The following is a 13938-nucleotide window of genomic DNA, read 5'->3' on the forward strand; positions in this document are numbered from 1 at the left end:
TCTCGGTTCTATCCTTTGACAGCTCCCATTGCCAGACTCTTCTGAATGTTCTTACTCAGGAATACATATAAAAACAGCGTAGGGATCGTGGCTATGGTCAGTCCCGCACCGATAAGTCCCCATTTGGTAGAGTATTTTCCCACCATATCATTAACCCCCACTGTGATAGTCTTATATTTCTCCCCGCTTACAAAGGCAATGGCAAGCATCATTTCATTCCATGCAGACAAAAAAGTAAGGATGGCAACAGTAGATAATATGGGCTTTAACAGCGGCATGATGATCTGCCAGAAAACTCTGTATATATTTGCCCCGTCAATAAAAGCAGCTTCCTCCAGTTCTTTCGGCAGTGCCTCCAGAGTTCCCACCATCAGTAATATAGCTGTTGGCATGGCAAATGCTACATATGGAATAATGAGCGCCCAGTAAGTGTCCAACACTGGTTTCATATTTACAAACAGGGGAAGCAGCACTGCATGAATAGAAAGCATCATCCCTGTCAGGAAAATAAAATATACCAGTTTGCTCAGCTTCCATTTCAGCCTGACAATGGCATAGGTAGCCATAGCAGACAAAATCAGGGTAAATAAAATAGTCAGGCCTGTAACCACTGTACTGTTAAACAGATATTTCCCCAGATGGGCCTTTTCAAACACCTTGGAATAGTTTTCCCACTCCCAGTTTTCCGGCAGACCCACAATATTTCCACCAAATATCTCACGGTTGCTTTTCAGGGAAAAAGTAAACATCCAGTATAGTGGAAATAGCTGGATCACTGTGATAAACAGTAAAATAATTGTTTTAACTGTACCGGTCTTCTTAAGCTTTGAGTTTCTTTTCTTCATACCGGCTCCTCCTGATCTTTCTGGATACGATTAAATATTTTCTGTACAATAAAGGTAAACAGCAGGCATTCCAATATAATAAATATTGCAATGGCACTGGCATATCCATACTCATTTGTCACAAATATTTTTTTATACATCAAAAGTGATGGTACTTCAGACGCGTGGACCGGCCCGCCGTTTGTCAAAATATATATTAAATCAAAGGATTTCAGGGAACCAATAATTGCAAAAATCACACAGGCCTTTATCATGGGTACGATCATTGGAATGATGACCCGTATTGAAGTCTGGAATCTGGTGGCCCCATCTACCTGGGCCGCCTCTATGATCTCCGGGGAAATTGATTTTGCCGCGGAATAAAACAGCAGCATATGATAACCAATATATTGCCAGACCATAGGCACAAAGCAGGCAAGCAGCGCTGTCCCCTTATCTCCCAGCCATTCTCTCTGGAGGGCATCCAGCCCCACGGCTCCCAATCCCATATTCAGGAGTCCATAGGAAGGATGGTAAATCTTCAGCCACAGATGGGCAATGATCGTGCCGGAAATTATAACCGGTACAAAGAATACGTTTCGATAAAAGTTCTCCCCTCGGACACCTCCTGCCAGCACCAATGCCAGAATCATGGAAATGGGAAGCTGGATAAACACAGAAGCGGCTGCCAGTAAGATTGAATTCCAAATGGACTTAAAGAATAAGGGGTCCTGGAACATTTTTATATAATTTGCCGCACCAATAAATTTTGCTTTTGTCACCCCATCCCAGTCCAGCAGGCTGTAACCTGCTGACTGAAAAACCGGGAACAGTGCAATGGCACAAAACCATATGAGTGCCGGCAGTACAAAAATACAAATTGCTTTTTTATCCCTCAATGCTCGTTCCATACTACTGCCTCACTTTCCCTCTCTGTACTTACTCGGTATCTCCTACTATTATATAAAGTCATAGTCTTTCTTTACCTTTTCTACAGGTTTGACTATGCTATTTTAAGATACTGTGGATTGGTTATCACCTCCTACCACTTGATGGTTTAAAAAAGGCTCCAACCACAGTCTCTTTGTTTATTTGTTAATCAGTTAGTTACCGCATGACGGTTTATCAAGAAGTAGGTTACGATTGCAAGGAGCCCTGTGGATCTTAAGACAGTATCAATACTTTATATCAGGAGGTCCTATATGATTTACGTAGGAATTGATGTCGCAAAAGATAAGCATGATTGCTTTATCACAAACTCTGATGGCGAAGTCCTTTTCAAGGCTTTTACCATCAAAAACAATCTCGATGGGTTCGACGAGCTTTATCAGAAAATAGAATCCGTTATGGAAGATGCTTCTAAAGTAAAAGTAGGCCTAGAAGCCACTGGACACTATAGTTACAATCTTCTCGGATATCTGCTTGATAAAGGTCTGGCCACCTTTGTTATCAACCCGTTACATACTAATCTGTACAGAAAAAGTCTAAGCCTTAGACAGACGAAAACGGATAAAGTTGATGCCCATACAATTGCTTCTATGCTAATGTCTGACGTGAACTTAAAGTCCTACTCAGACACATCGTATCACAACGAAGAGCTTAAGTCACTTACTCGCTATCGTTTTGATAAAGTTAAAGAACGCGCGAAGCTTAAAACATCTATATCCCGTCTTGTATGTATCCTTTTCCCTGAGTTAGAAAAGCTTGTTCCAACACTTCATCAGAATTCTGTTTATGAGTTACTCTACGAATTTCCTGGTGCAAAACAGGTAGCTAATGCACATCTCACAAGACTTTCAAATCTTCTTGAAACCGCATCTAAAGGCCACTACACAAAAGAAACCTCTATCGCTTTTAGAGAGGCTGCAAGAACCTCTATCGGTTCAAATATGCCAGCTAAATCGCTTGAATTAAAGCACACCATTAAGCTCATTAGAGAGCTAGATTCTGAAATCGAAGAGATTGAAAACGAGATTAAAGTCATCATGGATGAAATCAATTCTCCAATCCTTAGCATTCCTGGAATCAGCTATCGAATGGGTGCCATGATTATTGCTGAAATAGGTGACTTTAGCCAATTCGACTCTCCAGATAAGATCCTTGCTTATGCAGGAATGTCGCCTTCTACCTATCAATCCGGCCAGTTAGATAACTGTTATGCCAGAATGGAAAAACGTGGTTCTAGATACCTTAGATATGCTCTGTTTAATGCAACCGCATATGTTTGTCTATGGGATCCAACCTACAAGGCTTATCTTGCCAAGAAACGAGCTGAAGGCAAGCATTACTATGTTGCAATGTCTCACGCGACCAAGAAACTAGTTCGGCTAATTTATCATCTCGAACGCACTGGACAGCAATACCAAAAAGCAATCTAATTCTTCCAACATCATATCTTCTTGTCAGAGCATCATACTCGATGCTCTATTTGTCATGCAATTTTCAAGGTACTGATTGCGATGAATAAGTCATCGCCACTATACTCAAAACATCTCTGTTTTTGAAACTATTTATTGACTTTCTTTAATAGTTAGTCTTTTTTTACCTGGACCTGTGCTTCCTGCATTCCCGACGCAAACTCTTCAGGTGTTGTTGTTCCTGCGATTAGCCCTTGGAGCAGTTCATAATGTTTTTCAATAGCCGTTCCCTCCAGAAAAGTATCCCATGCCAGTACATATCCATCAGCGTCTTTGATCAGATTTTCAATCTGTTTTAAAGTAGGACTGACCTCGGATTCATCCACCTCTACTTTCCAAGCCGGAAGACTGTCGCCAATCTTATATGCCTCCTCGGACATGTATTTTGTGATTCCCACAGCAAATTCATATGCCATCTCCGGATATTTTGTATTTGCATTCAACATGATCATATCTATAGCACCACCTGAAAAGCTGTTGATCCCGCCTTTTCCTCCATCTACAGTGGGCATTGGTACGGCTTTGATCTTTCCCTGAATATCGTTCTCATCACTGTCGCACCCTGATGCCACCCAGCTGCCGCCGAAATACATGGGCACCATGCCCATATAGAATTCCTCCTGAGCTTCCTCAGCCCCCAGTCCAAGGGTTCCATCCGGAAATGCACCTGCATCATTTAACTCACACAACAGTTCGGCAGATTTTACAATTCCTTCTGTATCCAGGGTCTCTTCCCCCTGCAGTGCGCGGTTCATGTAGTCAGCACCTTCTGTGCGCACAGCAAGGACATTCTGGATCATGCCAATATGCCATCCATCCTTTGCCCCTAAAGCCATAGGCGTCACATTCTCAGCACGGAACGATTTGGCCGCCTCGATCAGCTCTTCAAAAGTTTCCGGTATCTTTACGTTATACTCCTCAAACAGTTCCTCATTACAAAACAGAGCGCCTGCCCACTGCTTCAGAGGCAGTCCGTACACTTTATCATCATAAGTTCCGTATGTAAGAGTACCTTCCAGCAGTTCGTCCTTTGTATTATTCTTTTCCATCAGCTCATCAAGCTGCAGCACATTACCTGCATCAACATAATTCTTTGCATATCCGCCGCCCCAACACACAAATACATCCCCCTGAGAGTCTGTGGCTGCTGCAACCTTAAGTTTGTTATTCTGATATTCAACCTCCTGTGTAGCAACAGCTTCAATATGAACATTAGGATGCTCTTCCTCGAATTTTTCAACATAATTGTCTACAATCTCGCTCATCTCCGCATCCGGCCATATATGCCAGAAAGTCAGATCAATATCTTCACCGGAATCTTTGCTGCTCTCTTTTTTATCCCCGTCACTCTTCTCTTCCACACTGCCTCCGGTGCTCCCGCATCCCATTAATGCTGCAGTCAATGTCCCCGCTAATACAAACCCCAATACTTTTTTTGCTCTCATATCTTTTCTCCTTATCCCATCAGATATTTTCCAGTCTTCTCACCGGAAATCTGTCAGCACCTTTTTCTATGTTTCTGTAAATGTTTTCAGTCAGAACCCCGTTCATTCCATTGATTCCCATTAATACTGCACCTATCACCGGTTCATACTCTGCGGCAATCACATTAGCCCCGGGTATTCTCTTCAAAATTTCTTCTTTGACTGCTTCCTGAAACCCCTGAAATTTACACTTAAAGATACTGCCCGAAAGCACAATATCCACGTCGCATCCCAAAATTCCCATCTTATTCATACGGGCCTCCAGGTAAGCCACTATCTTCTTTCCATAATGTATCCAGATATCTCCTGCTGTTTTATCCCCCTTCTGCGCGGCCTCCTCGAGAATAATAGGGAGGCTCAGATAGTCACTGCTCTTAATCTTTCCTGTAACCTGCATATACAGCAGTTCATCCACTGTACGAACCCGGAAATGTCTAAGCAGACGCGGTGTCAGCTCAGTCTTTTCCAGCAGTCCCATGTGGGCGTCAAACACAGCCTGTATTGCCCTTCTGCCCAGGCTCCATCCGCCCTGATATTCATCGGGAATATAGAATCCGTATACAAAACAATTCTCGCCATTCTGTACCGCACAGTTCAGTCCTGAACCCGCGCAGAGAATTCCGCACTGCTGTTTTCTGGTTGCCGCCCGCATGGCAATTATACAGTCATTCACAATTTTCACATGGGCTTTCGGAAAATGTTTTTGTATCTCATTCTCCAGAAGCTCTGCCTCGTAATCCCAGTCAATCCCTGTAAGCCCCCCCAGCACTGCCGTCACATCCTCTTTCAGCAGACCGCATCCGGATATGGCCTGGTCAGCCGCCTGTATAATAGCCTGTACCGCATATTCCAGACTGGTGCTGGAATGGCACGCACCATAACTTTTTCCCATTCCCAGAAGATTTCCCTCCTGGTCTGCTATGACAACGTGGGTTTTACTGCCGCCCTGATCTATACCCAATACATATCTCATACTGTGCCTCCTGGCTTATAAATGAAATTGGGGCAGGTATTCTTTATTGGCTTCCAGAAGCTCCGGTACCAGCTTCTCCACATACTCCCACTGGCGGACAAGGGGATGTGCCAGCAGTGCCAGCTTCATCTTTCTCACATCGCCCTCCACTGCTGCCTCCACAGCCAGCTGTTCATAATTTTTCACTGCTGCAACCAGCCCCCAGCACATAGACGGAACCTCTGATACATGTAATGGCTGCATTCCAGTCTTATTTACAAGGCATCCGACTTCCACCACTGCACTGTCCGGCAGAAAAGAGACAGCCCCTTTATTTGGCACGTTCACTACCATCTTAGTATCTACATTATTGTAAACAGCATTCACAAATCCCATTGCCACCTCAGAATATCCGCCTCCGCCGCGCTTTGACAAGGCTTTTGGCTTCTCACAGTTTGTCTCATCTGCATAGGCAGCGTATACGTCATTCTCCAAATCCTGCACATATTCCCCACGGGTTTTTGGTGCAGCTTTAAATTTGGCAACTTTTTCGTTGGTATGATAATACCACTGCAGATAAGGACTTGGGATCACACCTAAAAGCTTGATCAGTTCCAGATCAACATCATCATTCTGTGCCGCGATCTTTTCAAACTCTGTCTCTGTGACAGGACGCCCGTCTATGGTGATATTGCTGATAAAGTTCATGTGGTTCAGTCCCATGTAATCATACTGCACTTGTTCATATGGTATCCCCAGTGCCCGTTTTGCCCACATCTTGGGGAAGATGCCTCCGGAACAAAAGCCCGCAATATTTGCCTTAGTATAACGGGTGACCGCCTCCGTCACCAGTCCTGTAGGGTTGGTATAATTAATGAGCCACCCGTTTGGAGACAGCTCCTCCATTTTTTCAGCCACTTCCAGCATGACCGGAATCGTCCGGAAGGCTTTCATCATTCCACCGGCGCCTGTGGTCTCCTGTCCTACCAAATTATATCGAAGAGGAATCTTTTCATCCTTTACTCTCTGCTTGTTCCCCCCGACTCTTATCTGGGTATCCACAAAATCTGCGCCGTACAACGCCTTGTCCAGGCTGGTTGTTGCACATATCTTCACTTCCAGTCCCAGTTTTTTCGCAAATCTGTGGCAGAATCCTTCCATGATACCCAAACGTTCTTCATCAATGTCATAGAGCATTATCTCTTTTACCGGAAGCTGCTCCTTTCTCATTGCCATTTCGTCCAGCAATTCCGGGGTGTAGGAGCTTCCCGCTCCTACAATTGTAAACTTCATTCCCTCCATATGATTGACCTCCTTTATTTTTTGTGTAGCGCTCCACATTTCCCGATAGAAAAAACACATCCTTCCCATGTGCTTGTTTCCGTTGTGTATCGTTCCACATTTATCTGAAAGAACAAACAAGGATTTTCCTTGTTGTCCTAATCATTCATTCTGTTGTCTCACGGATTACCAGTTCCGGTTTTATAACGATCTTCTGTCTCTGTGTCTCCGGATTTTGTATCTGCCTGAGAAGAACCTGCACTGCCTTTGCCCCCACCTCATACAACGGCTGGCGAATCGTTGTGAGCTTTTTCAGTTTCTTTTCCACTCCCCAAGGCTTGTCATCATCAAATCCCACGATCTTGATCTGCTCAGGTATTTGAATGCCTGCCTCCTCCAGAGCGATCATGCCTCCAAAAGCTGTATTGTCAGCACCGAAATATATGGCATCCGGTAAATCTTCCCTACAGTGTTCTGCCAGCCAGGTCTTTACAGCCTTATATCCCTCATCTACACCAAATTCATCACATTCCACAACAGAGATATACTCTGCAAGCCCCTGCTGTTCCATAGCTGCCAGATATCCCTGCCATCTGCGCAGTGAAGCCTTTGTTCCCTTTGCCCCTGTAACATGCAGTATGCGTCTGCATCCCTTTTCCACCAGATGGTCCACAGCCAGCTTGGAACCGTATGTATTATCCACCAGAACATTGTTTACATTGGCATCCTCCACCTCATTCTCCACAACCACGAAAGGAAATTCCATCTCTGCACGCTTGCGGATCAGGTCTGCGTCATCCAGTGCACTTCCATAGATAATGGCACCGTCTGTTGCTCCGTTGCTGAAAAAATCTATATAGTTTTCCTTTTCGCCTCTGTCATTTCTTCCGCTGCAGAATATAACTCTGAAATGGTTCTCTTTTACTGTATCTTCCACGCCTCTGATCACATCGAAGAAATATTGCTCTGTCAAAGAATCCAGAATAACACCCACAACATTTGTCCTCTGTAATACCAGAGACCTGGCCAGTGTATTAGGTTTGTAGTGAAGCTCCTTCATTGCTTCCGTAATGCGGCTCCTCGACTCCGGGCTTACACCTGACTGATTATTCAGTACCCTGGACACCAGTGTCTTTGATACCCCTGCTCTCTTTGCCACATCATATATTGTCACCATATCGTATCTCCTCTTTTCATGTACAATCCTATCATGTGTATCGTTCCACGTCAATTATTTTTTGTATATTATCACCAATTTTTACTTTTTGCACAAAAATACCCCGGCATTTTCTGTGGTTTGTACTGAAAATATTTTCATATGATGCGTATAATCAATCGCTGTACAAAAAGCCATGCTTTCCATCGTCTTATAAGAGCAAGGCCAAAGAAAGGAGAAAAAGTGCAGAGAGAAAACAACATATACAACATACGAAAGGAACAGACATGACATATGGACATGGATGAAATTTATCTGACATGTTTTACAACTGTGTACCGGTATATTCGCTCAATCTCTCAAAATGAATCTCTCGCTGAGGATATCACACAGGAAACTTTTTTTAAGGCAATAAAGAAAATAGGACAATTTCGCGGAGATTGTGATATGCGTGTCTGGCTATGTCAGATTGCCAAACGGACATTGTATGACCATGTAAAAAAAGAACAAAAACAGATATCTGTTTCTGAACCGAAAGAAGCTGCTTCCCCCTTGAATCTGAAAGAAAAAATGGCAGATCACAGTGATGCCATTAAGATCCATACAGTTCTGCATCAAATGCAGGAACCTTATAAAGAAGTATTTTCTTTGCGGACATTTGGCGAGCTTTCATTTACGGAAATCGGAACCTTGTTTGAAAAGAGCGAAAACTGGGCCAGGGTAACTTATTATGGCTGTAGTCCTGACCTTGTGTATTGTCAGGGCAGTCTATAGCCACTGGTATTTTAATGAAACCTTTCTGACGATGCAGGAGATCGGCATGTATGTAGAAAACAACAAGCTGTATTCCACTAAAAACATGACCAGCCGAACCCGTGTTTTGTATGTGGAGGATGGAAAGACGGAATTAATCTATGCAGTTGACGCAGGTTATGCCGGAAAACTGGACCTGGACGGGGAGAAAATGTTAGTACAGGATTTTTCTGCAGAAACGGATGAAGCCTCACCGGATGATAAAAGTATACCAAAATCTGTTGAAAATGTGTATTATTTGAGCGAGAAAGCTTTTCAAGAAAGCAATAAGATGGATAAACTTGAGGAGAAAGGCAATGAGAATGAAGTGCAGAAAATCATTTACGAAATAAAGAAGGATTCAAAATTAATCTGGTCAGATTTAAAATAAGATCCATTCCATTAAAATTGCCGCTGCGGGAGAAGTTCTTCCACACAGCGGCAGTTTTCCTATATCATTTTCAGCAAATCTCAGCTCCGGCCGGCATATCCTTATCCGGTGTCATAAGCGCCAGTTCACCATCCAGCCCCTCCGCACACAGGATCATGCCTTCTGACAGGATTCCGGCCAATTTTGCCGGTTTCAGGTTAACCAGAACCATTACTTTTTTGCCTACCATATCTTCCGGCTTATAGCTGGCTTTGATACCGGAGACGATCTGTTTCACCTGGCTTCCGATCTTCACCTGGGAGCAAAGGAGTTTTTTGGATTTTTTCACTTCCTCACAGGAAATGATCTCTCCCACCTGGAACTGCATTTTCATAAAATCATCAAATGTCACTTCCGGTTTTGCTTCTATATCCACAACGGGCTTTTCTTCCTCTGTCTCTTCCTCCGGTGCGTTTGCTGCTGCCTCAGCGGCACGCATAGCTTCCACTTTCTCCATGATCTCTTTGACATCCAGGCGGGCGAAGAGAATTTCTGGTTTCTCTGTCACTTTGCTGCCTGAAGGATAGGAACCGAAGGTATCCAGCTCCTCATAGGTTCTCTTTGACGCATTCAACTGAGAGAGGATCTTCTCTGTTGTCTCAGGCATAAAAGATTCCAGCAGGGACGCTCCGATGCAGATACCTTCAACCAGATTATAAAGCACTTCTGCCAGACGGTCTTTTTTGCTCTCGTCTTTTGCCAGTGCCCACGGCATAGTTTCATCAATATATTTGTTGCAGCGTTTGAAAAGGGCGAAAATCTCTGTGATGGCATCTGCCACGCGAAGTTCCTCCATCTTGTCCGCTACTTTTTTCTTTGTGCCAAGGACAACTGCCTTTAATTCCTCATCAACCGGCTCCGTCACACCTGTACTGGATACCACTCCGCCGAAATATTTGTTAGACATAGAGATAGTGCGGTTTACCAGATTGCCCAGAGTGTTTGCCAGCTCGGAATTCAGGCGTTCCACCATAAGCTCCCAAGTGATGACACCATCGTTCTCAAATGGCATTTCGTGGAGCACAAAGTAACGCACAGCATCCACTCCGAAGAAGTCCACAAGCTGGTCTGCATAAATGACGTTTCCTTTGGATTTGCTCATCTTGCCATCCCCCTGTAAAAGCCAGGGATGCCCAAATACCTGTTTCGGAAGAGGCAGTTCAAGAGCCATCAGGAAAATCGGCCAGTAAATGGTATGGAAACGGATAATGTCCTTGCCGATCAGGTGCAGGTCTGCAGGCCAGTCTTTCTTAAACTGCTCTGTGCTATCCCCGTCACAATCATATCCGATTCCGGTGATATAGTTGGTCAGGGCGTCCAGCCACACATACACCACATGCTTCGGGTCAAAATCTACCGGGATTCCCCATTTGAAGGAGGTTCTGGACACGCACAAGTCCTGAAGTCCCGGGAGCAGGAAGTTGTTCATCATCTCATTTTTTCTGGAAACCGGCTGGATGAATTCCGGGTGTTCATTGATATGGTCGATAAGCCGCTGGGCATATTTGCTCATTTTAAAGAAATATGCCTCCTCTTTTGCCGGAGTCACCGGGCGTCCGCAGTCCGGACATTTGCCGTCCACAAGCTGGGATTCTGTGAAAAAGGATTCACATGGAGTACAGTACATCCCCTCATAATGCCCTTTATAGATATCGCCCTGGTCATACAGCTTTTTGAAAATCTTCTGTACCTGTTTCTCATGATAGTCATCTGTGGTACGAATGAACTTGTCATAGGACGTGTTCATCATGTCCCAGATATTCTTGATCTCCCCGGATACCCGGTCCACAAATTCCTTACAGGTTACACCTGCTTCCTCTGCTTTCATCTCGATCTTTTGTCCATGCTCATCGGTTCCTGTCTGGAAGAACACGTCGTACCCCTGCTGTCTTTTAAATCTGGCAATGCTGTCAGCCAGAACAGCCTCATAGGTGTTGCCAATGTGCGGTTTGCCTGAGGTGTAGGCAATCGCTGTTGTGATATAATATTTTTTCCTGTCCATTTGTTATCTCCTTTACTTTCTCAACGGGTAACTGTTCCGTACCCTTACAGTTAAGAACAAAAAAAACACCCATCCCCTCATTTTGAGAAGACGAGCATTCCAACCCGTGTTACCACTTCTTTTCATCTGTGTCTCACAACACAGACCTTATCAGGTACCTGCATACCCTCCCGCTGTAACAGGCGGAACCTGTCGCAGCCTTGCCGCTCCTGCCTCTTGTGTCAGGTTACAGTTCGGTGCGCCTCTCAGGAGCCATCTTCTGCACAGTCTTCTTTGTTCCTCTCAGCAAACGGAACTTCTCTGTAAAAGAAGAATCTGCACATACTCTCTCCGTCCTCGTGTTTCCACTATAAATTTCATGCTAGCACATTTCCTGTTTTTTGTAAAGCCGGAAATTTTGTCTTTATGGTCAATGGCTCATACCTATTACCATGCCCAGAACATAAGGTACTAGCCAGACAAGCCAGACAAAAATACTGAATTTGTGAAAGCTTTCCTGTTTCTTCTTATCTTTCTTCACAAGCACTAGCGTTGCCCATAATGCGTGAAAAAGCATCAGAACAATGGCCAGTGCACCTGTTATGCCGTGAAGCCCCATACCGTTCTGTGCCCCGCCGCCTTCTTTTGTGATAAGGCTCATGATCGTAGTACCGGTGGTGTCAAAAACAAGGCCAAGCCAGAAAATGAAAACATGCTGCTTTTTCAGGGTATGCGCCCTTCGCTCTGAGAAAACACCTATGGTATAGAAAACAAGCGCCAGTGTAATGGTTATTATAGCCATGATCAGTTTCATGTCCATAGAAATATGCCCCCTTTATTTTTATATATTGCCAGCTATCCCGTGTCCTGCAGCAGCTGCCCGGCAGGGCGGAAAATGCTGCGCAGTTACACGCATTACCCTATTATAGCACGCCTGCCTGGAAGCACAAGAGAAAAACCGGAAGACAGGGCAATTTCCATTGCTCTGCCCTTCGGCTCTTATATATCCCATCATTTTTGGTCTCTCTTTTCGATATAACCAAGAATCAAATCAATCGCTGTCTCTGGAGATAATTTGCTGGAATTGATCATCAGGTCATAATTCTGTAGGTCTCCCCATTTCTGTCCTGTGTAGTAGTTATAATACCGCTCTCTTGTCTTATTTCCCTTCTCCAGTTCTTTCAGGGACTGGCTGCCATATATTTGTTGTATTATTATAATTCTCCGCGGGATTCACGTTCAATAAGCTCCTGCATAATAGCCGGGTATTTTTTATCCAGCTTGTAAAGGGTCAGGGTTATAAGAACTGTCACCCAGACAACAAGAGGGCCGTATTTATAAATATTAATGATCATATCCACCGATGACTGGGGCTGCATGGCAGCGCCTGCCGAGGAACTGATATAACCCGCAGCTGACAAAAGCCCTGTGATAATTGCGGAAGACAACCCGGCTCCCAGCTTCATTCCCACGGAACTTCCTGCAAAGATCAAGCTCTCCTGCCGAATATGTGTCTTCCACTGACCAAATTCAACCACATCTCCAAGGAAACCGAATACTACCGCATTCAAAGGCGCAAGCCCAACCGCACGGACAATGCAGCTCATGACCATCCAGGGAAAACTGGTTGGGTTCAGGAAGAAAACAAGCTGACCGATAAGTGCCAGCCAGATGCCAGCCAGGGACATATTTCTCTTTCCAAACTTTTTCAGCAGAACAGGACAACAGAAAATCACTGCTACGATCAATAGTGTCTCTGTCAGATACAAGGTACTGTACATCCAGGTATCATTACCAAATATATATTTGCAGTAATATGGGAGGATGGTTCCGGTAATGCAGTAAATTCCGTTCTGCATGGTCCATAAAACCACAACCGCCCAAAAATACTGGTTACATACAAGTGCTTTTAATGCACTTTTTACAGGAACCTTTTTCTGATTTTTCTTAGCTTCAATCTCCACTTTTTCCTCACATTTGAAAAAGCAGATCAGCAGGAGCACAAGGGCTATGGCTGCCCACATTGCCATTGTTTTCACCCAGGCAGCCTGATCATCCCCAAACAATTTCACCACCGGCATAGTACAGGTCACAGCCAGGATCCGGCCAAAGGGGGACAGTCCCATCCTGACAATACTCAGCATATCCCGCTCCGATGAAATTCTTGTCATCATGGCCGAAAGACTGCTGTAGGGAAGGTTGATAGCAGTATAACAGACTGTATTACAGAAGTTATAAGTGACAAACATATACAAAAACTGAAGGCTCACCTTCGTCTGGGGAACCGCAAACAGCAACACTGCCGAAATTGCAAATGGTACGCACATCCACAGCAGCCAGGGCCTGGATTTTCCCCACCTGGTATTTGTCTTTTCCACAATGATCCCCATTATGGCATCCGAAACACCGTCGAAAATACGGGATAAAAGCATAACTAATCCTACAGTTGCCGCATTGATGCCCACATAATCCGTATAAAACAACGTGAGCAGCGTACTGATCATACCGAAAACCACATTGCAGGCCGTATCGCCGCATCCATAAGCTACACGTGTTCCCCAGCCCAGTTTTCCGCCTGACTGCTGTATTCCTGTAGTGTTTTCATTTTTCATACCGCTTCT

At 44.5% G+C, this 13938-nt stretch carries 13 protein-coding genes; 3 read left to right on the forward strand and 10 right to left on the reverse strand.

The features are described 5' to 3' along the window. Positions 1–8 precede the first annotated feature (8 nt). On the reverse strand, positions 9–845 hold the full coding sequence (locus BLCOC_RS26020) for a carbohydrate ABC transporter permease (RefSeq protein WP_029471442.1): 837 nt from the start codon (positions 843–845) through the stop codon (positions 9–11). Then, a complete protein-coding gene (locus tag BLCOC_RS26025) occupies positions 842–1735 on the reverse strand; it encodes a carbohydrate ABC transporter permease (protein WP_029471443.1) in 894 nt (297 codons plus the stop codon). Before BLCOC_RS26025 ends, BLCOC_RS26020 begins: the two co-directional genes overlap by 4 nt. Before the next feature lie 291 nt (positions 1736–2026). Here BLCOC_RS26025 and BLCOC_RS26030 point away from each other — a divergent pair, with 291 nt between their 5' ends. Next, complete coding sequence (locus BLCOC_RS26030; RefSeq protein WP_115622538.1) at positions 2027–3202, forward strand: IS110 family RNA-guided transposase; 1176 nt, start codon at positions 2027–2029, stop codon at positions 3200–3202. 152 nt (positions 3203–3354) lie between these two features. On the opposite strand, the gene BLCOC_RS26035 is transcribed toward BLCOC_RS26030, so the two are convergent. The 4 genes from BLCOC_RS26035 to BLCOC_RS26050 form a co-directional block, all read right to left on the reverse strand. Then, positions 3355–4686: an extracellular solute-binding protein gene (locus BLCOC_RS26035; RefSeq protein WP_115623833.1), complete on the reverse strand. Its 1332-nt coding sequence runs from the start codon at positions 4684–4686 to the stop codon at positions 3355–3357. A 19-nt stretch (positions 4687–4705) separates the two neighbouring features. After that, entirely contained in the window at positions 4706–5698 is a 993-nt protein-coding gene (locus tag BLCOC_RS26040) for an N-acetylglucosamine kinase (protein ID WP_029471445.1), read from the reverse strand. A gap of 15 nt (positions 5699–5713) precedes the next feature. After that, complete coding sequence (locus BLCOC_RS26045; RefSeq protein WP_115623834.1) at positions 5714–6979, reverse strand: 6-phospho-beta-glucosidase; 1266 nt, start codon at positions 6977–6979, stop codon at positions 5714–5716. 145 nt (positions 6980–7124) lie between these two features. Beyond that, positions 7125–8135, reverse strand: a complete 1011-nt coding sequence (locus tag BLCOC_RS26050; RefSeq protein ID WP_029471448.1) for a LacI family DNA-binding transcriptional regulator — start codon at positions 8133–8135, stop codon at positions 7125–7127. A gap of 279 nt (positions 8136–8414) precedes the next feature. Between BLCOC_RS26050 and BLCOC_RS26055 the strand changes: the two genes are divergently transcribed. Then, a complete protein-coding gene (locus BLCOC_RS26055; protein WP_242999109.1) occupies positions 8415–8888 on the forward strand; it encodes an RNA polymerase sigma factor in 474 nt (157 codons plus the stop codon). Next, positions 8845–9297, forward strand: coding sequence for a hypothetical protein (locus BLCOC_RS26060; RefSeq protein WP_131918384.1), 453 nt, complete (start codon positions 8845–8847; stop codon positions 9295–9297). The genes BLCOC_RS26055 and BLCOC_RS26060 overlap by 44 nt, the downstream gene beginning before the upstream one ends. A 70-nt stretch (positions 9298–9367) precedes the next feature. On the opposite strand, the gene metG is transcribed toward BLCOC_RS26060, so the two are convergent. The 4 genes from metG to BLCOC_RS26080 all read right to left on the reverse strand — a co-directional run bounded on the left by metG (position 9368) and on the right by BLCOC_RS26080 (position 13929). Then, the gene (gene metG, locus BLCOC_RS26065) at positions 9368–11338 is read right to left on the reverse strand and encodes a methionine--tRNA ligase (RefSeq protein ID WP_115623836.1); all 1971 of its coding nucleotides are present in this window, start codon (positions 11336–11338) and stop codon (positions 9368–9370) included. A 409-nt stretch (positions 11339–11747) separates the two neighbouring features. Continuing rightward, positions 11748–12137 (reverse strand): HsmA family protein, encoded by a 390-nt coding sequence (locus tag BLCOC_RS26070; RefSeq protein WP_029471451.1) that lies wholly within the window; start codon positions 12135–12137, stop codon positions 11748–11750. A gap of 191 nt (positions 12138–12328) precedes the next feature. Next, positions 12329–12550 (reverse strand): cytidylate kinase-like family protein, encoded by a 222-nt coding sequence (locus tag BLCOC_RS27695; RefSeq protein ID WP_081732816.1) that lies wholly within the window; start codon positions 12548–12550, stop codon positions 12329–12331. Then, positions 12532–13929 (reverse strand): MFS transporter, encoded by a 1398-nt coding sequence (locus BLCOC_RS26080; RefSeq protein ID WP_115623837.1) that lies wholly within the window; start codon positions 13927–13929, stop codon positions 12532–12534. The genes BLCOC_RS27695 and BLCOC_RS26080 overlap by 19 nt, the downstream gene beginning before the upstream one ends. Positions 13930–13938 lie beyond the last annotated feature (9 nt).

The sequence above is a fragment of the Blautia coccoides genome (assembly GCF_034355335.1).
GTDB lineage: Bacteria > Bacillota > Clostridia > Lachnospirales > Lachnospiraceae > Blautia > Blautia producta.